The following is a 22,629-nucleotide window of genomic DNA, read 5'->3' as shown; positions in this document are numbered from 1 at the left end:
GAGCCCGCTCGGCTAACCGAACTGCTGCTCCAGGTCCTTGAGCTTGCGCTCAAGGGAGTCAAGGCGCGGCAGGGCCATTGTGTCGTCCTCCGCGGTGAGGTCGACGGTCAACGACTCGGAGCCGGACTTGCGGACGGGCTGGAGCGAGGGCCGTGAGCGTACGGGCAGCGGCTCGGGCGCCGATATGGCGGTCTCCGCGGAGGCCGGGGCGGACGCCCGCTCCAGGGCCTCCATCTGGCGCCCGCCGTTGCCGCCGCCACGGCCGACGAAGCCGCGATGGCCCCGGCTGATGGCCTTGAGCTGAGCGCGCTCCAGACGGTCCTGCTCCCGGCGGCGCAGCCGGTTCTGCTCGTGCTGCCGCTTGTCCTCGCGCACCTCGTCGACCGCCTCGTCCAGGCTGCGCACGTTCTCCAGCAGCATCAGCGACCAGGCCCTGTAGGTCTCGCGAGGGGCACGCAGCCAGCGCACGATACGGATCTGCGGCAGCGGACGCGGCACCAGACCCTGCTCGCGCAGCGCGGCCCGGCGGGTCTGCTTCAGCGCGCGGTCGAACAGCACGGCCGCGGACAGCGACATGCCGGAGAAGAACTGCGGGGCACCGTCGTGGCCCAAGCCCCTGGGCGCGTGCACCCAGTTGAACCAGGCCGCGGCACCCGCGAACGTCCACACCAGTATCCGGGAGCCGAGCGCCGCGTCACCGTGGCTGGCCTCGCGCACCGCGAGGACGGAGCAGAACATGGCCGCGCCGTCCAGGCCGAACGGCACCAGGTACTGCCAGCCGTTGGAGAGGCTCAGGTTCTCCTCACCGAAGCCGACCAGGCCGCGGAAGGAGAGGGCGGCCGCCACCGCCGCACAGCAGAACAGAAGGACGTAGGAGGCGGTGCCGTATATGGCCTCCTTGCGCCTGCGGCGCTCCTCGCTGCGCTCCCACGAGTCGTCTTTCGCGTGCTCCCCGCCGGACCGCTTGCTCCGCGCGAGCACCGCTACCGCCGCCAGCATGCCCAGGAGCAGTACGGCGCCCGGAAGCAACCAGTTCAGCGATATGTCGGTCAGTCTCATCTGGGGTCCCTTGCATTGGGATAGGGCGTAACGCCCGCCATAGTGACCCAATCCCAGCGGCCCTCAGACGTTTTCGGGGCAAGAGGCCGCCAAGGAAGTGCAAGGGGATGCCCAGGGCGGCGTTCTGCTCGAACTGCCGCATGAGGGGCGGGAGTTGAGTTCGAATAAGACTACCCGTGCGAGTGGTTCCACGGAAAGTTCCTGCGGCAAGTGAGGAAATTGTGAATCCCCCGTAACCTGCCGGGCGCCTCGTTCGCCGGTGATCTTACGGGACGGCTCGCGGCGCCCGCGCCTGAGGGTCCCTCAACTCGCCTGTGGCAGCAGCTTGGTGACCCGCTCGGCGTCACAGGTGCGGGGGCAGGTGGCGCAGGTGTCCTCGGGGCGCAGCGTGTAGAACATGCAGCAGCTCGCCCGGTCGCGGGTGGGCAGCGACTCCCCGTCCGGGCCGGTGAGTTGACGGAACGCCGCCGAGCCGACGTACGGCCGGGTCGCCCCCGGCAGCAGCGCCTCCAGCTCGCGCCGCGCCCGCTCCTCCTCGCCGACCAGATGACCGACGTACCAGAGCCCCTCCACGACCTCGTCGGTCGCCATGCCCCACAGGGCGCGCCCGCGCCGCCGCATGCGCGGGCCGAAGCCGGCGAGCACGGGTTCGAGGTGCTCGGCGACGGCGGCCCGCACCTCCGCGTGCAGCGCCTCCTCGTCGGCGACCACCCGGGCGCCGGGCAGCGCCGCCGCCGGATCGCCGGGCAGACAGGCGAAGCCCTCCGCCCGCGCCGACAGGCGCCCTATGGAGAGGTCCGGCACGGTGCGGTCGTACGAGACGTGCGTCACGGGATAGCGCGGCACCCGGCGCAGCAGGAACCACGGCACGGTGATCAGGAGACAGGCGGGCCAGGCGTACCGGTGGAGCCCGAAGCTGGCGACCACATCCGGGCGGGCCCGCTGCCCGTAGTCCCGCACCACCTGGTCGTCGTCCCAGGTCAGGAACGCCTCAAGGCCGGCCCCGCCCGCAGCGAGCGAGTCGGCGGCGACCCAGCCGTCACCCTCCGGAAGTGGCTCCCCGACGGACCGCTCCACGACCTCCAGGCCCGGCAAGACCTCGGTCAGGCGGGTGTACGCGTCCGTGAGCGGCGAGCCGGGCACCGGCATGCGAGGACCACCCAATCCGCGATCGTCTAGAGGTAAGGCTTACCTTACCCAAGATCATTGGGATTTGAACTGACGGCTTGTGCCCTTATGGTGCTTGACGGACGAGTAACAACGCGCCGTTAATGACCCCAAGTACCGAAACGTCCGGAGGAGGACCCGTGAGGCAGAGCACCCAGGGCTCCGCAGAGACGGGAATTCCTCAGGCGTGGACCGGCGCGACCCGGGTGCCGCAGCAGCCGGGCGCGCCCGACGTGCAGCGGGAGCGGGCCCTCGCCGCCGGTGCCACCCGGGGCGAGCACACCCACAGCGAACTGCCGATCCCGGCCCCGCGCCCGGTCCAGCGGGCCTCCGTCCGCGGCCAGATCCTCGACGCCCTGCGCACCGCGCTGGTCGCGGGCGACCTGATACCCGGCGAGGTCTACTCGGCCCCCGCCCTCGGCGACCGCTTCGGCGTATCGGCCACACCGGTCCGCGAGGCGATGCAGCAACTCGCCCAGGAAGGCGCCGTAGAGGTGGTCCCCAACCGCGGCTTCCGAGTCATCGAACGCGGAGCCCGGGAACTGGCCGAACTCGCCGAGATACGCGCCCTGATAGAGGTCCCCGTCATGCTGCGGCTGGCGCGCACGGTCCCGGCGGAACGCTGGTCCGACCTACGCCCCCTCGCCGAGGCGACGGTCCGCGCCGCCACCTCCGGCTGCCCGGCCACCTACGCGGAATCCGACCGCACCTTCCACCGCGCGGTCCTCTCCCTGTCCGGCAACGACCAACTGGTCCAGATCGCCGACGACCTGCACCGCCGAGCCCAATGGCCCCTGGTGGGCGGCCCCCCAACCCGAGGCCGAGCCGCCCTCCTGGCAGACGCGGCGGAACACACGGTCCTGCTGGAGGCCTTGATCGCCAGGGACGTGGAGGCGGTACGGGGCTTGGTGGGCGAGCACTTCACAGGCGTGTCGTGAGCGGACGGGAGCGCCAACGCCCTTAGGGGCGCGGGGAACTGCGCGACCAGCCACGACGGCGCCGCGCCAAACAGACGACATGGCGCGGCGGTATCGCTGAAGTTCTAAGCACTTGCCGCATCCGGCTCAGGCGGGGCCAACTGCCGCGCCAGCCAAGTAGGCACCCCACCCAACAACCGAAACAACCGCCGGGCTTCCTCCCGCAACCGCGAAGCCTCCGGTTCGGACTCCGCATCGGCCAGTGAAGCAAGGGCCGGCGCCGTCCCGACCAGATACCCCAACTCCTCCCGAATCCGCAGCGATTCGGCGAAGCCGTGCCGCGCCTCGACCAACTCCCCTTCCCGCAAGGAGAGTCCGGCCAGATGCCGCCAGGTGAACGAGAGCAACAACGGATCCCCCTGCGCGGTGGCCCCCGCGTGCGCCCGCCGATACGCGGCCCGCGCTGACTGCGGAGACCCGGTCAGATTCTCGGCAAGCAGCCCACGCCGAAAGTCCAACAGAGCCCGCCCCGAAGCCCCCGGAGGGATGAGCGCCGCAGCCCGCCCGAGCGCCGCCCGCGCCTCGTCGGCCCGGTCCCGCACGGTGTGCAGCGTGGCCGCGTACGCAAGGTGCCCGCGTTCACAAGCGGCCGCGCCCCGCTCCTCGTCACCGTGGGCCAGCGCCTCGGCCGTACGCAGCGCGTCCTCGGCCTCCTCCCAGCCCTGCTCGGTGTACAGACACCGTTCGACCAGCAGCGACGCCCGTTGCAACGCGGCCGGTGCCGTGACCGGTTGGAGGAGGGCCGCCGCGTCGGCCCAGCAGGCCCGCGAGCGCAGCCGCCATACCGCGGTCTGGAGGGGATCGTCACCTGCAGTCGTTCCGGTACCAGACATGGCGGTATGCGCCACGTTGCCCTCCCCGAGCACGCCATCGAGCTTTGAGTGGTGGCCGCATCTCAGCACGAATCCAGGTACCGGGCCAAGGGGGTAGGTGAAGGATTTCACAAAGTCGTGGGAGTCTTCCGTGCCGCGGGCCCCGCCGGAGGTCAGCTCATCCGCAGTGCCAGAAAGAAATCCAGCTTGTCCTCAAGGCGTGAGAGATCACGGCTCGTCAACTGCTCGATCCGGCCGACGCGGTAGCGCAGCGTGTTGACGTGCAGGTGGAGCCGGGTCGCGCAGCGGGTCCAGGAGCCGTCGCAGTCCAGGAAGGCCTCCAGGGTGGGGATCAGCTCGGCGCGGTGGCGGCGGTCGTACTCGCGCAGCGGGTCCAGGAGGCGGGCGGTGAAGGCGCGGCGGACGTCGTCCGGGACGAACGGCAGCAGCAGGACGTGCGAGGCCAGTTCCTGGTGGCCGGCCGCGCTGACCCGGCCCGGGCGGGCCGCGGCCACCCGGCGGGCGTGCCGGGCCTCCTCCAGGGCGCCGCGCAGGCCCTCCGCCGAGTGCACGGCCGCGCTGACGCCGAGGGTGACCTGCCCGTCGTCGTCGAGGCCGGCCGACAACGGTTGCCGTACGGATTCCAGGAGCGCGTCGGCGACGATCCCGGTCTCCGAGCCGTCGTGCTCGGCGGAGACGGCGGGCAGCGGGACCAGGGCGACGGCCTCGTCGCCGGTGTGGGCCACGGCGATGCGGTCGGAGGGCTCGGGGCCGGTGGCGAGCGGGTCGACGAGGATCTCCTCCAGGAGTGCCTGCGCGACCGGTCCTGGCTCGATGTCGGCGCCCGCCCAGTCGACCCGCGCCACGACCACCTGCCAGTGGGGGGCGGCGCCCAGGCCGGGCAGCAGCACCGGGGCCGCGACTCTCAGCCGGGCCGCGACCTCGCCGGGGGCGGCGCCGGACTGGACGAGTTCGAGGACCTCCTGGGCGAGGCGCCGGCGGACCGTGCGCGCCGCGTCCCGGCGGTCGCGCTCGACCGAGATCAGCTGGGTGACGCCCTGGAGCAGATCGAGCCGTTCCGCCGGCCAGTCGCCCGCGTCCGCCTCGACGGCCAGCAGCCAGTCCGACAGCACGGTCTCGCGCACGTCCCGGGCGGCCTGCGCGGAACGGCCGGTGCTCCGGATCGGGAAGAGGCTGTACGTGGAGGAACCCAGGGCCAGCCGGTGGGGGCCGCGGCGGCCCGTGCGGGCGGCGGCGAGGTGCGCGGCGGCCAGCTTGGCGCAGATGTCCGCGGGCAGCGCGCCGGTCACCTTGGGGCCCGCGATCAGGCGGCCGGTGGGGGACAGGACCCAGGCCCGCAGGTCCAGGTCGGAGCCGAGCAGGTCCAGGACCACGTCCGGGCCGCCGCCCGTCGGGCCCGAGGTCATCATCCGGCGGTGCCGGTCCACGACCGCCGCCAGGTCCCCGGCGCGCTCGCCGCTGACCTGCCGTACGACGTGCTCGGTGATCGTCGCGAAGGCGACCGACTCGTGCACCGCGAACAGCGGCAGCCGGTGCCGGGCGCAGGCCGCCACCAGGTCCTCCGGGATGGCCCCGAGCTCGGCCTCGCCGGCCGCCAGGCCCGCCACCCCGGCCTGCGACAGGAGCCGTACGAACGGCTCGGAGTCGCTGGCGTCGTGGCGCCAGGCCAGGCCCGTGAGCACCAGCTCGCCGCCCGACAGATAGCGGCTCGGGTCCCGGAGGTCGGTGGTCATGACACCGCGTACGGTGCGATCCAGCTCGTCCTCACCGCCGAGCAGCCTGAGGCCCAGCGCGTCCGTGTCCAGAAGTGCGCGCAGCCGCATCTCGTCGCCGCCGTTCCGTGTCTCGAAAACTACGATGAATCCTGAGGGGTCGTGGGCGCGGGACCGTGTCCCACGTTTCCACAGGAAATCGGAGAGGTTGCTGATGACCTCTATTCATACGAATCTACAAGATGCCCGCGTTGGCCAGCCAACTCCTTCATGGTTTCGGTGACTGACCCTGGTGGAGTACGGCGCTGTGTACTGAGCCCACTCCGCGTAAACAGCACATGAACGAGCCGGGGCCGCCGCACACGATCTGGCTCATTCCGTACGACTCACGAGACGAAGAAGAGAGCCGGTCATGGACTTCCTTCGCCCCGCCAGCTGGGAGGAGGCGCTCGCCGCGAAGGCCGAGCACCCCACCGCTGTGCCGATTGCGGGCGGCACCGACGTGATGGTCGAGATCAACTTCGACCACCGTCGGCCCGAGTACCTGCTCGACCTGACCCGCGTCGCCGACCTCTACGAGTGGGAGGTCGGCGAGGAGAACGTGCGGCTCGGTGCCTCCGTCCCGTACACGCAGATCATGGAGAACCTGCGGCCCGAGCTGCCGGGTCTCGCCCTCGCCTCGCACACGGTCGCCTCCCCGCAGATCCGCAACCGCGGCGGCGTCGGCGGCAACCTCGGCACCGCCTCCCCGGCCGGCGACGCCCACCCCGCCCTGCTGGCGGCCGGCGCCGAGGTCGAGGCCGAGTCGGTGCGCGGCACCCGCCTGATCCCGATCGACGCCTTCTACACGGGCGTGAAGCGCAACGCGCTGGCGCCCGACGAGCTGATCCGCGCCGTCCACGTGAAGAAGGCGGACGGCCCGCAGCAGTACTCGAAGGTCGGCACCCGCAACGCCATGGTGATCGCCGTGTGTGCCTTCGGCCTCGCCCTGCACCCCGAGACCCGCACGGTCCGTACCGGCATCGGCTCGGCCGCGCCCACCCCGGTGCGCGCGAAGACGGCCGAGGAGTTCCTGAACGCGGCGCTCGACGAGGGCGGCTTCTGGGACAACGGCAAGGTCATCACCCCGTCGGTCGCCAAGCAGTTCGCGGACCTCTGCGCCGCCGCCTGCAACCCGATCGACGACGTCCGGGGCACCGCGAGCTACCGCCGCCACGCGGTCGGCATCATGGCCCGCCGCACCCTGACCTGGACCTGGGAGTCCTACCGCGGCACCGCCGCCCGCTCGGAGGGAGTCGCGTAATGCGCGTCAATTTCACGGTCAACGGCCGCCCGCAGGATGCGGACGACGTGTGGGAGGGCGAGTCCCTGCTGTACGTCCTGCGCGAGCGGATGGGCCTGCCCGGCTCCAAGAACGCCTGCGAGCAAGGCGAATGCGGCTCCTGCACGGTCCGCCTGGACGGCGTGCCGGTGTGTTCCTGTCTGGTCGCGGCCGGACAGGCCGAGGGCCGGGACGTGGTGACCGTAGAAGGGCTCGCGGACTTCGCCAAACAGCGTGCCGAGCACGGTGGTTGCGCGGCCGGCGCCTGCGGCACGTCCCTCCAGGACGCCCAGCAGTGGCAGGCCAGGGGCACCGACTCGCAGACCGGCGAGGGCACCCAACTCGCCCCGATCCAGCAGGCGTTCATCGACGCCGGCGCCGTCCAGTGCGGCTTCTGCACGCCCGGCCTCCTTGTCGCGGCCGACGAGATGCTGGAGCGCACCCCGAACCCGACCGACGCGGACATCCGCGAGGCGCTGTCGGGCAACCTGTGCCGCTGCACCGGCTACGAGAAGATCATGGACGCGGTCCGCCTCGCGGCCGCCCGACAGGGAGAGGCGGTCTGACGATGCCCAGCAACGCTCCCCTCGGCACTCCCACCAAGGTCACCCAGGGTTCCCCGACCAAGGGCGGCATCGGCGAGTCCACGCTCCGCCCGGACGGCACCCTCAAGGTCACCGGCGAGTTCGCGTACTCCTCCGACATGTGGCACGAGGACATGCTCTGGGGCCAGATCCTGCGCTCCACGGTCGCGCACGCCGAGATCGTCTCCATCGACACCGTCGAGGCGCTCAAGACCCCGGGCGTCTACGCCGTCATGACGTACGACGACCTGCCCACCGACGTGAAGAACTACGGCCTGGAGATCCGGGACACCCCCGTTCTCGCCCACGGCAAGGTCCGTCACCACGGCGAGCCGGTCGCGATCGTCGCCGCCGACCACCCGGAGACGGCCCGCCGCGCCGCCGCGAAGATCAAGGTCGAGTACCGCGAACTCCCGGTCATCACCGACGAGTCGTCCGCGACCGCGCCGGACGCGATCCTCATCCACGAGGGCCGCGACGACCACCACATCGGCCATGTCCCGCACCCGAACATCGTGCACCGCCAGCCGATCGTCCGCGGAGACGTGGCATCCGCCCGGGAGCGCGCCGACTTCATCGTCAAGGGCGAGTACACCTTCGGCATGCAGGACCAGGCGTTCCTCGGCCCGGAGTCGGGTCTCGCGGTCCCCGCCGAGGACGGCGGTGTCGACCTCTACATCGCCACCCAGTGGCTGCACTCGGACCTCAAGCAGATCGCGCCCGTCCTCGGCCTGCCCGAGGACAAGGTCCGCATGACGCTGTCCGGCGTCGGCGGCGCGTTCGGCGGTCGCGAGGACCTGTCGATGCAGATCCACGCCTGCCTGCTCGCCCTGCGCACCGGCAAACCCGTGAAGATCGTCTACAACCGCTTCGAGTCCTTCTTCGGCCACGTCCACCGCCACCCCGCCAAGCTCTACTACGAGCACGGCGCGACGAAGGACGGCAAGCTCACGCACCTCAAGGCGCGGATCGTCCTGGACGGCGGCGCCTACGCGTCGGCCTCCCCGGCGGTCGTCGGCAACGCCTCCTCGTTGGGCGCCGGACCGTACGTCGTCGAGGACGTCGACATCGAGGCCATCGCCCTCTACACCAACAACCCGCCCTGCGGCGCGATGCGCGGCTTCGGCGCGGTCCAGGCGTGCTTCGCCTACGAGGCCCAGATGGACAAGCTCGCCGACGAGGTGGGCATGGACCGGGTCGCGTTCCGTCAGCTCAACGCGATGGAACAGGGCACCCTCATGCCGACCGGACAGGTCGTCGACTCGCCCGCCCCGGTCGCCGAACTCCTGCGCCGCGTCCAGGCGATGCCCATGCCGCCGGAGCAACAGTGGCTCACGGCCGGCGAGGCCGCCGACGTACGGCAGTTGCCGGGCGGCCTGTCCAACACCACGCATGGCGAAGGCGTCGTCCGCGGGGTCGGCTATGCGGTCGGCATCAAGAACGTCGGCTTCTCCGAGGGCTTCGACGACTACTCAACGGCCAAGGTCCGCCTGGAAGTTGTCGGCGGTGAGCCCGTTGCAGTCGTGCATACGGCGATGGCGGAGGTCGGCCAGGGCGGCGTCACCGTCCACGCGCAGATCGCCCGCACCGAGCTGGGCGTCACCCAGGTGACGATCCACCCGGCGGACACCCAGGTGGGCAGCGCCGGTTCGACCTCCGCGTCCCGCCAGACTTACGTCACCGGCGGCGCCGTCAAGAACTCCTGCGAGCTGGTCCGCGAGAAGGTCCTGGAGCTGGGCCGCCGCAAGTTCGGTACGTACCACCCCGCTTGGGCCACCGCCGAACTCCTCCTGGAGGGCGGCAAGGTCGTCACCGACGGCGGAGAGGTCCTCGCCCACCTGGCCGACGTACTCGAAGGAGAGACCGTCGAGATCGAGGCCGAGTGGCGGCACCGGCCGACCGAGGCCTTCGACCTGCATACCGGACAGGGCTTCGGGCACGTCCAGTACACCTTCGCCGCGCACCGCGCCGTCGTCGAGGTCGACACCGAACTCGGCCTGGTCAAGGTCATCGAACTGGCCTGCGCGCAGGACGTCGGCAAGGCGCTCAACCCGCTCTCCGTCGTCGGCCAGATCCAGGGCGGCACGACCCAGGGCCTGGGTGTCGCGGTGATGGAGGAGATCATCGTCGACCCGAAGACGGCGAAGGTCAGGAACCCCTCCTTCACCGACTACCTCATCCCGACCATCCTCGACACGCCGACCATCCCGGTCGACGTCCTCGAACTCGCCGACGACCACGCCCCGTACGGGCTGCGCGGCATCGGCGAGGCGCCGACCCTGTCGTCGACGCCGGCGGTTCTGGCCGCCATCCGCAACGCGACCGGTTTGGAACTGAACCGGACGCCGGTACGCCCCGAGCACCTCACGGGAACGTGACGCTCCGGGAGTTGTGACCGGCGCTCTTTTCCTGGGGGATCGTCCCCCAGGTCCCAGCTGTTCGTCCTGGGCCGTCCCCCGGGTCGTGCACATCCCAAATCCCGCTGATCGTAAAGGCGTTCACGGGTGCACCTTTGAACCTTGGGAGACGGCACCATGACCCAGCAGTCCCTTGAGCCCAGGACCACAGCCGAAGACGCGGGCGAAGGCACCCGCGTCCCGGCCGGCAGGTCCTGGCTCGACCGCTACTTCCACATCACCCAACGGGGATCCTCCGTCTCGCGCGAAGTGCGCGGCGGCGTCACCACCTTCATGGCGATGGCGTACATCCTCCTGCTCAACCCGCTGATCCTGTCCGGCAAGGACGCGGCGGGGGACACCCTCGGCCAGAACGCGCTCATCACCGCGACCGCGTTCGCCGCGGCCTTCACCACCCTCCTGATGGGCTTCTTCGGCAAGGTGCCACTCGCCCTCGCCGCCGGCCTGTCCGTCTCCGGCGTGCTCTCCTCGCAGGTCGCCCCGCAGATGACCTGGCCGCAGGCCATGGGGATGTGCGTGATGTACGGCGTGGTCATCATGCTGCTGGTCGTCACCGGCCTGCGCGAGCTGATCATGAACGCGATCCCGCTGGCGCTGAAACACGCGATCACCATGGGCATCGGCCTGTTCGTCGCGCTCATCGGTTTCTACAAGGCCGGCTTCGTGCACCAGGGCGAGGCGACCCCGGTCACCCTCGGCCCGACCGGTGAACTGGCGGGCTGGCCCGTGCTGTTGTTCGCCGTGACCCTCCTGGCGATCTTCATGCTCCAGGCGCGCGGCATCCCGGGCGCCATCCTGATCGGCATCGTCGGCGGTACCGTGCTCGCCGTGATCCTGAACGCGGTCGGCGCCATCGCCCCCAAGCAGTGGGCGAGCGGCGCTCCAGAACTGCACGGCAGCGCGGTCTCCATGCCGGACTTCTCGATCTTCGGCAAGGTCGAGTTCGGCGGCTGGGGGCAGGTCGGCGCGATGACCGTCGGCATGATCGTGTTCACGCTCGTGCTGGCCGGCTTCTTCGACGCGATGGCGACCATCATCGGCGTCGGCACCGAGGCCAAACTCGCCGACGCGCAGGGCCGGATGCCGGGTCTGTCCAAGGCGCTGTTCATCGACGGCGCGGGCGGCGCGATCGGCGGCGTCGCGGGCGCCTCGGGGCAGACCGTGTTCGTCGAGTCGGCGACCGGCGTCGGGGAGGGGGCCCGGACCGGACTCGCCTCCGTCGTCACCGGCCTGTTCTTCGCGGCCTGTCTCTTCTTCACCCCGCTCACCGCGATCGTCCCGGGCGAGGTCGCGGCCGCCGCCCTGGTGGTCATCGGCGCCATGATGATGATGAACGCACGGCACGTCGACTGGGCCGACCGGGCCACCGCGATCCCGGTCTTCCTGACCGTCGTGATCATGCCGTTCACCTACTCGATCACCGCGGGCGTCGCGGCCGGCGTCGTCTCGTACGTCGCCATCAAGATCGCCCAGGGCAGGGCGCGGGAGATCGGTGCCTTTATGTGGGGCCTGACACTGATCTTCCTGGTCTATTTCGCCCTCAATCCCATTGAGAGCTGGATGGGCGTCCACTAGCGCCCCGCCCGAACGCCCCGCCACGCAGCCGCTGTTAAGGAGACCAAGAGATGCTGGACATCGCCGAGGAGCTGAACCGCTGGGTCGAGCGGGGCCGCGACTTCGCCGTGGCCACCGTCGTGGCCGTCGGCGGCAGCGCCCCCCGTCAGCCGGGTGCCGCCCTCGCGGTGGACGCCGACGGCACGGCGATCGGCTCGGTCTCCGGCGGTTGTGTGGAGGGCGCGGTGTACGAGCTGTGCCGCCAGGCCTTGGAGGACGGCGAGTCCGTCCTGGAGCGCTTCGGCTACAGCGACGAGGACGCCTTCGCCGTCGGTCTGACCTGCGGCGGCGTCATCGACATCCTCGTGACCCCGGTGCGGGCCGGCGATCCCGCCCGGCCGGTGGTCGCCGCCGCGCTGGCCGCCGCCGCGAACGGGGAGGCGGCGGCGGTGGCACGGATCGTCTCGGGCCCGGCGGACCTGACCGGCCGCGCGCTCGTGGTACGCCCCGACGGCTCCTGCGAGGGTGGCTTCGGCGCCCATCCGGAACTGGACCGCACGGTCGCCGCCGAGGCCGGCGCCTTCCTGGACGCCGGCCGCACCGGCACCCTGGAGATCGGCGAGCAGGGCTCGCGCTGCGGGGCGCCGCTCACGCTGCTGGTGGAGTCCTCGGTGCCGCCGCCCCGGATGATCGTCTTCGGCGCGATCGACTTCGCGTCGGCGCTGGTGCGGATCGGCAAGTTCCTGGGCTACCACGTGACGGTGTGCGACGCCCGTCCCGTCTTCGCCACCAGGACCCGCTTCCCGGAGGCCGACGAGATCGTCGTCGAGTGGCCCCACACCTACCTGGAGCGGACGCGGGTGGACGGCCGTACGGTCCTGGGCGTGCTCACCCACGACGCCAAGTTCGATGTCCCGCTGCTTCAGCTGGCGTTGCGCCTGCCGGTCGCCTACGTCGGCGCGATGGGCTCCCGCCGGACCCACCTGGACCGCAACGAGCGGCTGCGCGAAGTCGGCGTGACCGAGCTGGAGTTGGCGCGGCTGCGATCGCCCATCGGTCTCGACCTGGGCGCCCGTACGCCGGAGGAGACGGCCCTGTCGATCGCCTCCGAGATCGTCGCCAACCGGCGCGGCGGCAGCGGGGTCGCCCTCACCGGCGCGCACACCCCGATCCACCACGACGCCACGTCGGCACCGACGCGGCGGATCGGGTCGGTGGCCTGAACGGAGGCCGACGGGGCAACGGCCCGGGCGGGACGGTCACTTCGCGACGGACCTCGGCCTGTCCGGTCGTACGGAGAACGCCGTGTCGCCCGCCACGGCCACGATCGCGTCCTTGACGAGCAGCACGTACGGCGTGGTCTCCGAGGCCGAGTCCCCGGGGTCCTGGACCGAGGCGGTACGCCAACGCACCGCCCCCGTCGCGGGGTTGAGGGCCAGCAGGCGGCCGTACTGGTTCGCGAGGTACAGCGAGTCGGACTTCGTGGAGAGCACCGGCGCCGACAGGTTCTCGACGTCGGTCGTCCGCTGCCACAGCCTGGTGCCGTCCGATCCCCGTACGGCGGTGACCGAGCCGTTGGCCCGGACGAAGTAGACGACCCCGTCGATCAGCGTGGCGGTGCCGCGCGTCCCGGTCTTCAGCGGCAGCCGTTGGATCGCGCCGGTGTCCGGATCCACCCGCGACAGGGACGCGTAGGGCCAGTCGCCGAGGGGGGCCGACGCGTACTCCTTCGCGGGGCTCAGCAGCAGCGGCTGCCCGTCGACCACGCCCAACGCCTCACTGTTCGCGGGGAGTTCGGCGATCTCGCGGGCCGTGCCGTGGGCGGGGTTCAGACGCAGCAGACTGATCGTGCCCTTCGTGGGGTCGTCCCCAGAACACAGGCCGTACGGGGCGCCGTCGAACACCGCCGTGGTGCAGTAGGGCCCGGACTTCGACTCCGTCGGCGCGGTCCACAGCTGCCGGCCCGTCTCGTCGTAGGCGATGAACTCGGTCTTGTCCGCGTCCATCGTCAGGATGCCCCCGTCGAAGAGCCGGGACGGTTCGTCCTCGGTCACCGGGTGGGCCCAGAGCTCGGCGCCGGTGGTCGCGTCCAGAGCGACCAGCCGCCGGGCGACGTACGTCTCGGTCGAGTCCGGCTTGCGGTAGGCGAACACGCGCTTGTCCCGTACGCCGATGGGGCGCGAGGTCTCCGGGCTGGTGCCCCGGCGCCACTTCACGAGGCCGGAGGCGGCGTCGAGCTTGACGGTCGTGAAGCCGGTGCCGGCGCAGTACAGGGCGGTCGCACCGCTCGGGACACAGCCGGACTCCAGTTCGTCGAGCGGCTGGCCCGTCTTGTCGGTGCGCAGGCTCGCCCGCCAGGGGTGCCAGCCGGCGGGCAGGGCCACGACGGAGGCGCTGGGGCTCGCGGAACCGCCCGGGTCGCGGGAGCCGCCGCCGTCACTGGCGACGACGTGCGCCGCCGTCAGGCCGACCGTGGTGAGGGCCAGCGCCGAACCGAGGCCGACGAGAACCCGCCGCACCCGGCGCCGACGCCCGACGGTCGTGCCGGTTCCCGTACCCGTCGCGGTGGCCGCCTGGTGGTCCGCCGGTCCGGGGTGCGGGCGGGAGCCGCGACGATGCCCGGACCCTGTCCCCGTCACGCCGTCTGCCACGGTGGGAGCGGAGTCGAAGAAGTCCGGCAAGGACTCCGCGGACTCGTCCGCAGGCAGGGCCAGCAGAGCGCGGTGGAGTTCCTCCAGGCCGGGCCGGACCGACGGGTCCTTCTCCAGGCAGCGGGCGGCGATGGCGCGGAGGGGTTCCCGCACCCCGTCCAACTTCGGCGCCTCGTACATCACTTGGTAGCCCGTCAGATACGGACTTCCGCCCTCGAAGGGGCGGTTCCCGGTGGCCGCGTACACCAGCACCGAGCCGAGCGAGAACACGTCCGAGGCGGCGGTGACGTCCCTCGGGGAGGAGAACTGCTCCGGCGACATGAAGGGCGGGGTGCCGATCAGCCGGCCGGTCACCGTGAGGTCCTCGTTGTCGGCGGCGCGCGAGATGCCGAAGTCGATGACGCGCGGACCGTCCTCCGCGATCAGGACGTTGCTCGGCTTCAGGTCCCGGTGCACGACTCCCGCCCGGTGGATGTCCCGCAGCGCCTCGACCAGGCCCAGGGCGAGGGTACGCAGTCGGCGTCCGCTCAACGGGCCCTGATCGGCGACCACTTCGGTCAGCGTGCGACCCGGCACGTACAGCGTCGCCATCCACGGCTGCGCGGCGTCGGGATCGGCGTCCACGACGGGGGCGGTGAACGCGCCGCTCACCCGTCTCGCCGCCGCGACCTCCTGCCGGAAGCGGGCCCGGAACTCCTCGTCCAGCGCGTACTGCGCGTGCACGACCTTGATCGCGACCTGTCGCCCGGACTCGGAGAGCCCGAGGTGCACCACGCCCATGCCGCCGCTGCCCAGTTGGTCGATCAGCGTGTAGCCGGCTATGGACGCGCCGGCGGACTCGGCATTTCCGGGGCTCAGCGACATGCGCCGGTCACCTTTCTCACTCTCCTGACCTGGACGGACCGCTCAAGGGGTTCACACTAGGGCGTCGGTTCGCGGGACAGTGCACCGACCAGCGAACCGACCGGTCGGTCACTCCGTCCTGAGCAGCCGGTTGACCGCCCGCCCGAACACGTACCGGGCCACCCGCGCGAGCACCGGATCGAAGAGGCCCGGCAGCAGCCGCACCCCCAACTCCTCGCGCCACACCACCCGGCTGCGCCCGCCGGGCCCGGGCCGTACCTCGATCTCGGCCCAGCCCCGCACGACCCGCCCGCGCTTCTCCAGCCGGCACAGGCCCGGCTCGTCGTCCGTCGGCGGACGCCACACCGTGACCTCCATCCGGTCGTCGAAGCCGAGCGGGCCGAACCCCGAGCGGGCCACGAACACCGTGCCCACGTGGGTCGGAGCGGGCGTGGCCACGGTGACCCTGGTCAGCGGGACCACCTCGCCGTGCCGGGGCCACTCGGTGAGGCGGCGCCATGCCTCGGCGAGAGGGAGGGGTGCCGTGCGTTCGAGCTCGAAGGTGACCACGAGACGATCGTAGGGAATCGCGGCTGCTCAACGGCGGGTTCATCGGCCTGTCACGCACTTGGCCCAGCAGCCTGACCGTCGAAGGACGCAGGCCGGTCGGGGAGCGGTGCTCTTAGTCCGTGAACAGGATACTTTCCGCAGGAAGCAATAATTTCCCTTACTGAGATGCCGCCAACCGCGCATCCGCAGACGCATGTTGATTCTTTTGCCGTGCGTCAAGCGCAACGGTTCATCAATCGCCGCGAAACGCGAAGGAAACAGGCCCGGCGCAGTCTGTGGTCCGCGCTTCCGCAGCTCAGCCGCCGCGTGAGCGGCTCGTATTTCCCTTCCCGAATTTCACGATCTCTTTTCATCTGCCTTCGGGCAAGGAGGTATTGCATGTCCGGGTTCAGCATCAGCCGACGTGGTCTGCTGGCCGGCGCCTCGGCCGTCGGTGCGTCCGCCGCGCTCAGCGCCTGCGGTGCCAAGACCGGCACCGAGACCTCGTCCGGCGCCGGCGCCAAGGCCGACACCTCCGGCAGTACCGTCAAGGTGGGTCTGCTGAACTCGCTCTCGGGCACCATGGCCATCAGCGAAGTGACCGTCCACAACGCGCTGTTGCTCGCCGTGAAGGAGATCAACGCGGCCGGCGGCGTGCTGGGCAAGAAGCTCAAGCCGATCAGCCAGGACGGTGCCTCCGACTGGCCGACCTTCGCCGAGAAGGCGGAGGCCCTGATCAAGGACGACAAGGTGGTCGCCACCTTCGGCTGCTGGACCTCGGCCAGCCGCAAGGCCGTCAAGCCGGTCTTCGAGCGCTACAAGTCGCTGCTGTTCTACCCGGTGCAGTACGAGGGCCTGGAGCAGTCGCCGTACATCTTCTACATCGGCGCCACCACCAACCAGCAGATCGTGCCCGCCCTCGACTACCTCAAGAAGCAGGGTCTGACCCGGCTCTACCTGGTCGGCAGCGACTACGTCTTCCCGCGCACCGCCAACAAGATCATCAAGGCGTACGCCAAGGCCAAGGGCATGACGGTGGTCGGCGAGGACTACGCGCCGCTCGGCTCGACCGAGTTCAGCACCATCACCAACAAGGTCAGGACCGCCGGCGCGGACGCCGTCTTCAACACCCTCAACGGCGACAGCAACGTGGCCTTCTTCAAGGAGTACAAGTCCGCGGGCCTGACCGCCAAGAGCCTGCCGGTGCTCTCCGTCTCCATCGCCGAGGAGGAGGTCAAGAGCATCGGAACGCAGTACCTGGAAGGTCAGTTGACCGCCTGGAACTACTACGAGACCACTCCGGGCGCCGCCAACACCAAGTTCGTGAAGGCCTACCAGGCCGCCTACGGCAAGGACAAGCCGACCTCCGACCCGATGGAGGCCGCCTACATCTCCCTCTACCTGTGGAAGGAGATGGTCGAGAAGGCCGGCTCCTTCGACGTCGCCAAGGTCAAGGCGGCCAGCGACGGCATCCTCCTCGACGCCCCCGAGGGCAAGGTCACCGTCGACGGCGCCACCCAGCACGTCTACAAGACGGCCCGGATCGGCAAGGTCGGCTCCGACGGCCTCATCGAGGAGGTCTGGAACTCCGGCAAGCCCATCAAGCCGGACCCGTACCTCAAGGGCTACTCCTGGGCCGCAAGCCTCTCCTGAGTGACCGTCAACTCCGGTTGTCCGTCGCCCAGTTCCCCGTACGCAGTCGCCATCCGCCCCGCACCCGCGTCCCCGTTCCCCTCACCCGGAGCCCCCCGGAGCCGCTTCATGACGGTCGTCCTCAACCAGTCGTTCACCGGCATCAGCATCGGTGCCGTCCTGCTTCTCATCGCCCTCGGCCTGACCCTGACGTTCGGTCAGATGGGCGTGATCAACATGGCCCACGGCGAGTTCATCATGGCCGGCGCCTACACGACGTACGTCCTGCAGAAGTCCATCAGCAGCGCCGGCGCCTCCCTGCTCGTCGCCCTGCCGCTGGCCTTCCTCGTGGCCGGCGCCATGGGCGCGCTGCTCGAATGGCTGCTCATCCGGCGCCTGTACACCCGTCCCCTGGACACCCTGTTGGTCACCTGGGGGGTCTCCCTGATGCTCCAGCAGCTGGCCCGGGACGTCTTCGGCGCTCCCAACGTGCAGACGGCAGCGCCCGACCTCCTCACCGGCAACATCTCGGCCGGCGGTGTCACCTTCGCCAACAACCGCCTGTTCATACTGGGGTTGGCGCTCCTGTGCGTTCTCGGTCTCACGCTCGTCCTGCGGTTCACCCCGCTCGGCCGCCGCATCCGGGCCGTCGTGCAGAACCGCGACCTCGCCGAGGTCTCCGGCATCGCGACCGGTCAGGTCGACCGGATCACCTTCTTCATCGGCTCGGGCCTCGCGGGCGTGGCCGGCGTCGCGCTCACCCTGGTCGGCCCGATCGGCCCGACGATGGGCACCAACTACATCGTCGACGCCTTCCTCGTCGTGGTCGTCGGCGGCATCGGACAGCTCAAGGGCGCGGTCATCACGGCCTTCGCGCTGGGCGTGCTCCAGTCCGTGCTGGAGTACTCGACCACGGTCAGCGTCGCCAAGGTCGGCGTGCTCGTGGCGATCGTCGCCTTCCTCCAGTGGCGGCCCCAAGGCCTCTACACGCTGCGCACCCGGAGCCTGGCATGACGACGACCCTCACCCGCCTCCGCGTCCCGGGCGCCTTCCTCCTCGGCGCCGTCCTGCTCCTGGGCGTCGCCCCGCTCGCCCTCTCCGACTTCCGCCTCTCCCTGTTCGCCAAGTACCTCTGCTACGCCATCGTCGCCGTCGGCGTCAGCCTCGCCTGGGGCCGCGGCGGACTGATGGTCCTCGGCCAGGGCGTCTTCTTCGGCCTCGGCGGCTACGCCATGGCCATGCACCTCAAGCTCACCGACGCCGCCGCCACCGGCGAGAAACTCCCCGACTTCATGCAGCTGTACGGCACTTCGGACGCGCTGCCCTGGTGGTGGGAGCCGTTCGCCAACCCGTTCTTCGCGCTCGCCATGACCGTGCTGCTGCCCATGGTCGTCGCGGGCGTGCTCGGCTTCTTCATTTTCCGGCGCCGGGTGAAGGGCGCGTACTTCGCGATCCTCAGCCAGGCGCTCGCCGCCGCCCTGTCGATCTGGCTGATCGGCCAACAGGCCACCACCGGCGGCACCAACGGACTCACCGACATCCAGGGCTTCTTCGGCTACTCGCTGGACGACCCGGTCAACCAGCGGATGGTCTACTTCATCATCGCCGCCGTGCTGCTCCTGCTGATGGCCCTGGCCCGCCAGCTGTTCGTCAGCCGGTACGGCGAACTCCTCGTCGCGGTACGGGACTCGGAGGAACGGGTCCGCTTCCTCGGCTACGACCCCGCCAACGTGAAGCTCGTCGCCTACGTCGTCGCCGCGGGCATGGCCGGACTCGCGGGCGCCCTGTTCGTACCGGCCGTGGGCATCATCTCGCCCGCCCTGATCGGGATCGTGCCGTCCATCGGCTTCGTGATCGGCGCGGCCGTCGGCGGCCGGGCCTCGCTGGTCGGCGCGGTCCTCGGCGCGATCGCCGTGGCCTGGGCGCAGAGCACCCTCTCCGACGCCTTCCCGGCCGCGTGGACCTACCTCCAGGGCCTGCTGTTCGTGCTGGCGGTCGGCTTCCTGCCGGGCGGCCTGGCCTCCCTGTGGTTCGTCCTGCGCCGACGGCGTACGCGTCCGACTCCCGTGATCCGTACGGAAGAACCGGTTGCTGTGACGGTGGGAGAGACGGCATGAGCGGCGAGGTACTGAAGGGCGAGGGGCTGACCGTCCGCGACCTGCGGGTCACCTTCGACGGCTTCACCGCGGTCGACGGCGTCGACCTGGACATCCGCCCCGGCGACCTGCGCTTCCTCATCGGCCCGAACGGTGCCGGCAAGACGACGCTCGTCGACGCGGTCACCGGCCTGGTGAAGGCCACCGGATCCGTGCGCTTCGGCGGCGACGAGCTGCTGGGCAAGCCGGTGCATCGGATCGCCCGGCTCGGGATCGGCCGTACGTTCCAGACGGCTACGGTCTTCGAGGAGTTGACGGTGCTTCAGAACCTGGACATCGCCGCCGGCGCCGGACGCGGGCCGCTGACCATGCTGCGTCGCCGCACGGGCGTACCCGAGTCGGTCACCAAGGCGCTGGAGACCACCGGCCTGACCGAACTGCGCGACCGCCCGGCCGGCGTCCTCGCGCACGGCCAGAAGCAGTGGCTGGAGATCGGCATGCTGCTCGTGCAGGACGTCCAACTCCTGCTGCTGGACGAGCCGGTGGCGGGCATGAGCCACGAAGAGCGCGAGGCCACGGGCGAGTTGCTGCAACGCGTCAGCGCCGAGCGCACGGTCGTGGTCATCGAGCACGACATGGACTTCATGCGCTCCTTCGCGCGCAGCGTGAGTGTCCTGCACGCCGGCAAGGTGCTGAGTGAGGGCACGGTGGCCGAGGTGCAGGCCGACGCCAAGGTGCAGGAGGTCTACCTCGGGCGGGTTTCGGAACCAGAACCCGCCGCTGTTCCTGTCGCCGAGGAGGCGTGACGCCATGCTGGAGTTGAGCAACGTCCGGGCCGGTTACGACCACAGCCCCGTCCTGCACGGCGTGTCCGTCTCCGTCCCGAAGGACGGCGTCGCGGCCGTCCTCGGTCACAACGGCGCCGGCAAGAGCACCCTTCTGCGCACCGCCATGGGTCTGCTGAAGCCGAAGTCCGGGACCGTCCTGCTGGACGGCGAGGACATCACCCGCCTCGCCCCGCACCAGCGGGTGTCCCGCGGTATGGCCTACGTCCCGCAGGGCCAGCAGTCCTTCCCGCACCTGACCACCGCCGAGAATCTCCAACTCGTCGCCGACGGACGCCCGGACGGCAAGGAGGCGATCGCCGAGGCCCTCGACCTCTTCCCCGTCCTGCGTGAGCTCTCCGGCCGCCGGGCCGGGTTGCTCTCCGGTGGCCAGCGTCAGCAACTCGCCGTCGCCCGCGCCCTGGTGACCCGGCCGAGGCTGCTGCTGCTCGACGAGCCGACCGAGGGCATCCAGCCGTCCGTGGTCGCCGAGATCGAGGAGACGATCCTGGCGCTCGCCCGGCGCGGCGGTCTGTCGGTCCTGCTCGTCGAGCAGCACGTCGGGTTCGCCATGCGTGCGGCCCAGCGGTACTACGTGCTCGAAGCCGGCCGGGTCACCTCCACGGGGGCCGGCGGCGCCGAGTCCGAGCAGGCGGTGCGGGAGGCACTCAGCGTGTGAGGCGATCAGCGTGTGAGGTCGGCGCCGGGGCCGGGGACCGGCAGCGGTTCCAGGACCGGGTTGGTCAGATGCTGGTAGATGATCATGGTGCGGAAGCTCAGGATCTCGCGGCGGTTGGTGAACCGGTCCAGCAGAAAGGCGTGCAGGTGCTCGATGTCCTGGACCGCGACATGGACCAGGAAGTCGTCGTTGCCCGCCATCGTGTAGACGGACAGGACTTCGGGCAGCCGGGACACCGACTGCTCGAAGCCCGCCACCACCTCCCGGCTCAGCGGCCGGACCGTCGCGGCCACCATCGCCTGCACCCCGCGGTTCAGCGCCGGCAGCGCGACCTGCGCGTGATAGCCCCGGATCACCCCGCGCTGCCGTAGCAGCCGGATGCGCTCCAGACAGGTGGAGGGGGCGATGCCGACCTTCTCCGCGATGGCCCGGTTGGACTGCCGTGCATCCTCCTGGAGATGCCGCAGGATCGCCGTATCAAGTTCGTCCACGATCGCCTCCACGTGCCCACTGCCGAATTTCGTTCGGGATCTTGTCCATCGTCCGGAACATCGCCCTAGCCTCCCGGTCATGACGCAAACATTCGAGCACGAAGAGGTGACCGTCCGCCGTGGCCCCCGCTCGGGGCTGCCGATCATCGTCGCGATCCACTCCCGCGCCCTGGGCCCGGCCGTCGGCGGCTGCCGCATGCGGCGCTACGGCAACTGGCGCGACGGACTCACCGACGCGCTGCGGCTGTCCGAGGCCATGACCTCCAAGTGCGCCGCGTCCGGGCTGGACTTCGGCGGCGCGAAGAGCGTGGTCGCCCTCGACGAGTGCACCGAACTCACCCCGGAACTACGGGAGTCGGCGCTGGCCGACCTGGGCGAGCTGATCGCATCCTTCGAGGGTTCCTACCTCGCGGGCCCCGATGTGGGCACCACGCCCGACGACATGGTGGTGCTGCGCCGCTCCTCGCCGTACGTCTTCTGCCTCCCCGAGGAGCACGGCGGTACCGGCGACTCCGGTGTCCCGACGGCCACCGGAGTGCTCGCCTCCCTACGGGCCGGCGCGGACCACGTCTTCGGGGCGCCCTCCCTCGCCGGCCGCACCGTCCTCGTCAGCGGCTTCGGCTCCGTCGGCAGCCGGGTCGCGGCCGGCCTCACCGCCGACGGCGCCCGCGTACTGGTCTCCGACGTGGACCCGGCGAAGCGGGCGGTCGCCGCGCGGTCCGGCCTCGACTGGGTCGACCCCGACGCGGTGCCCGACACGACGGCGGACGTCCTGGTGCCGGCCGCCGTCGGGGGAGTGCTGAGCCCGGAGACAGCGGCCAGGCTCGACGTACGGCTCGTGGTCGGCCCGGCGAACAACCAGCTCACCGATGACTCGGTCGCCGAACTCCTCGTCGAGCGGGGCGTCGTCTGGGTACCGGACTTCGTCGCGAGCGCGGGTGGCGTTGTGTACACCCTCGGCCGTGAGATCGACGGCCTCGGGCGGGAGGAGGCGGTACGTCGGGTCGAGGGCATCGGCGACACGGTGACGGTGATGTTGGACGCGGCCCGGCGGAACGGCACGACTCCGCTGCGCGAGGCTCAGCAGGTCGTCGTGGAGAGGCTGGCGCAGCGGGATGGGAAGGTCACGGTCGGTTAGGGGCTGTTGGGCAGGGGGCCCGGGCCGACGGGCGGCTGAGCGGATGGGTGCCTGAGCCGACGGCCGGCCGTGGCATGGGCCGGGTGCCGGATGACAACGACC

At 70.8% G+C, this 22,629-nt stretch carries 19 protein-coding genes; 12 read left to right on the top strand and 7 right to left on the bottom strand.

Features of this window, described 5'->3' with window-relative positions; all coding sequences use genetic code 11:
* Nucleotides 1-12 precede the first annotated feature (12 nt).
* Together M2283_RS03950 and M2283_RS03945 are read right to left on the bottom strand one after the other, a co-directional pair.
* A complete protein-coding gene (locus M2283_RS03950; protein ID WP_280874522.1) occupies nucleotides 13-1,059 on the bottom strand; it encodes a DUF2637 domain-containing protein in 1,047 nt (348 codons plus the stop codon).
* Between the two features lie 303 nt (nucleotides 1,060-1,362).
* Nucleotides 1,363-2,208, bottom strand: a complete 846-nt coding sequence (locus M2283_RS03945; protein WP_280874521.1) for a (2Fe-2S)-binding protein — start codon at nucleotides 2,206-2,208, stop codon at nucleotides 1,363-1,365.
* 158 nt (nucleotides 2,209-2,366) lie between these two features.
* Between M2283_RS03945 and M2283_RS03940 the strand changes: the two genes are divergently transcribed.
* Nucleotides 2,367-3,164, top strand: a complete 798-nt coding sequence (locus M2283_RS03940; protein ID WP_280874519.1) for a GntR family transcriptional regulator — start codon at nucleotides 2,367-2,369, stop codon at nucleotides 3,162-3,164.
* 104 nt (nucleotides 3,165-3,268) lie between these two features.
* On the opposite strand, the gene M2283_RS03935 is transcribed toward M2283_RS03940, so the two are convergent.
* Nucleotides 3,269-4,051 (bottom strand): hypothetical protein, encoded by a 783-nt coding sequence (locus M2283_RS03935; RefSeq protein ID WP_280874518.1) that lies wholly within the window; start codon nucleotides 4,049-4,051, stop codon nucleotides 3,269-3,271.
* Between the two features lie 137 nt (nucleotides 4,052-4,188).
* Nucleotides 4,189-5,859 (bottom strand): PucR family transcriptional regulator, encoded by a 1,671-nt coding sequence (locus tag M2283_RS03930; RefSeq protein WP_280874517.1) that lies wholly within the window; start codon nucleotides 5,857-5,859, stop codon nucleotides 4,189-4,191.
* A gap of 301 nt (nucleotides 5,860-6,160) precedes the next feature.
* Between M2283_RS03930 and M2283_RS03925 the strand changes: the two genes are divergently transcribed.
* The 5 genes from M2283_RS03925 to M2283_RS03905 all read left to right on the top strand — a co-directional run bounded on the left by M2283_RS03925 (nucleotide 6,161) and on the right by M2283_RS03905 (nucleotide 12,847).
* Nucleotides 6,161-7,051, top strand: a complete 891-nt coding sequence (locus M2283_RS03925; RefSeq protein ID WP_280874516.1) for an FAD binding domain-containing protein — start codon at nucleotides 6,161-6,163, stop codon at nucleotides 7,049-7,051.
* Complete coding sequence (locus tag M2283_RS03920; protein WP_280874515.1) at nucleotides 7,051-7,635, top strand: (2Fe-2S)-binding protein; 585 nt, start codon at nucleotides 7,051-7,053, stop codon at nucleotides 7,633-7,635. The genes M2283_RS03925 and M2283_RS03920 overlap by 1 nt, the downstream gene beginning before the upstream one ends.
* Nucleotides 7,636-7,637: 2 nt before the next feature.
* Nucleotides 7,638-10,031 carry a xanthine dehydrogenase family protein molybdopterin-binding subunit gene (locus tag M2283_RS03915; protein ID WP_280874514.1) on the top strand — a complete coding sequence of 798 codons (2,394 nt, stop codon included), beginning with the start codon at nucleotides 7,638-7,640 and terminating at the stop codon, nucleotides 10,029-10,031.
* 156 nt (nucleotides 10,032-10,187) lie between these two features.
* Nucleotides 10,188-11,645 (top strand): NCS2 family permease, encoded by a 1,458-nt coding sequence (locus M2283_RS03910; RefSeq protein ID WP_280874513.1) that lies wholly within the window; start codon nucleotides 10,188-10,190, stop codon nucleotides 11,643-11,645.
* A 50-nt stretch (nucleotides 11,646-11,695) separates the two neighbouring features.
* Entirely contained in the window at nucleotides 11,696-12,847 is a 1,152-nt protein-coding gene (locus tag M2283_RS03905) for an XdhC family protein (protein WP_280874512.1), read from the top strand.
* A gap of 36 nt (nucleotides 12,848-12,883) precedes the next feature.
* Here M2283_RS03905 and M2283_RS03900 read toward each other — a convergent pair whose 3' ends face one another.
* Both M2283_RS03900 and M2283_RS03895 read right to left on the bottom strand, forming a co-directional pair.
* A complete protein-coding gene (locus tag M2283_RS03900; RefSeq protein WP_280874511.1) occupies nucleotides 12,884-15,139 on the bottom strand; it encodes a protein kinase domain-containing protein in 2,256 nt (751 codons plus the stop codon).
* Between the two features lie 108 nt (nucleotides 15,140-15,247).
* Nucleotides 15,248-15,688 (bottom strand): SRPBCC family protein, encoded by a 441-nt coding sequence (locus tag M2283_RS03895; RefSeq protein WP_280874510.1) that lies wholly within the window; start codon nucleotides 15,686-15,688, stop codon nucleotides 15,248-15,250.
* A gap of 378 nt (nucleotides 15,689-16,066) precedes the next feature.
* On the opposite strand from M2283_RS03895, the gene urtA reads away from it, so the two are divergent.
* The 5 genes from urtA to urtE all read left to right on the top strand — a co-directional run bounded on the left by urtA (nucleotide 16,067) and on the right by urtE (nucleotide 20,898).
* Nucleotides 16,067-17,320 carry an urea ABC transporter substrate-binding protein gene (urtA, locus tag M2283_RS03890; RefSeq protein ID WP_280874509.1) on the top strand — a complete coding sequence of 418 codons (1,254 nt, stop codon included), beginning with the start codon at nucleotides 16,067-16,069 and terminating at the stop codon, nucleotides 17,318-17,320.
* Nucleotides 17,321-17,428: 108 nt separating this feature from the next.
* Nucleotides 17,429-18,313, top strand: coding sequence for an urea ABC transporter permease subunit UrtB (urtB, locus tag M2283_RS03885; RefSeq protein WP_124001598.1), 885 nt, complete (start codon nucleotides 17,429-17,431; stop codon nucleotides 18,311-18,313).
* A complete protein-coding gene (gene urtC, locus M2283_RS03880) occupies nucleotides 18,310-19,416 on the top strand; it encodes an urea ABC transporter permease subunit UrtC (protein ID WP_280874508.1) in 1,107 nt (368 codons plus the stop codon). Before urtB ends, urtC begins: the two co-directional genes overlap by 4 nt.
* Nucleotides 19,417-19,427: 11 nt before the next feature.
* Nucleotides 19,428-20,201: an urea ABC transporter ATP-binding protein UrtD gene (gene urtD / locus M2283_RS03875; RefSeq protein ID WP_432423023.1), complete on the top strand. Its 774-nt coding sequence runs from the start codon at nucleotides 19,428-19,430 to the stop codon at nucleotides 20,199-20,201.
* 4 nt (nucleotides 20,202-20,205) lie between these two features.
* Nucleotides 20,206-20,898: an urea ABC transporter ATP-binding subunit UrtE gene (gene urtE, locus M2283_RS03870; protein ID WP_280874506.1), complete on the top strand. Its 693-nt coding sequence runs from the start codon at nucleotides 20,206-20,208 to the stop codon at nucleotides 20,896-20,898.
* A 5-nt stretch (nucleotides 20,899-20,903) separates the two neighbouring features.
* Here the strand turns inward: urtE and M2283_RS03865 are convergent, their stop codons facing one another.
* Nucleotides 20,904-21,389, bottom strand: a complete 486-nt coding sequence (locus tag M2283_RS03865) for an Lrp/AsnC family transcriptional regulator (RefSeq protein WP_280874505.1) — start codon at nucleotides 21,387-21,389, stop codon at nucleotides 20,904-20,906.
* A gap of 79 nt (nucleotides 21,390-21,468) precedes the next feature.
* Between M2283_RS03865 and M2283_RS03860 the strand changes: the two genes are divergently transcribed.
* On the top strand, nucleotides 21,469-22,527 hold the full coding sequence (locus M2283_RS03860; RefSeq protein ID WP_280874504.1) for a Glu/Leu/Phe/Val dehydrogenase family protein: 1,059 nt from the start codon (nucleotides 21,469-21,471) through the stop codon (nucleotides 22,525-22,527).
* Nucleotides 22,528-22,629 lie beyond the last annotated feature (102 nt).

Source organism: Streptomyces pseudovenezuelae, from assembly GCF_029892565.1.
GTDB classification, from domain to species: domain Bacteria; phylum Actinomycetota; class Actinomycetes; order Streptomycetales; family Streptomycetaceae; genus Streptomyces; species Streptomyces pseudovenezuelae_A.
This window is presented reverse-complemented; position numbering and strand designations above follow the sequence as displayed.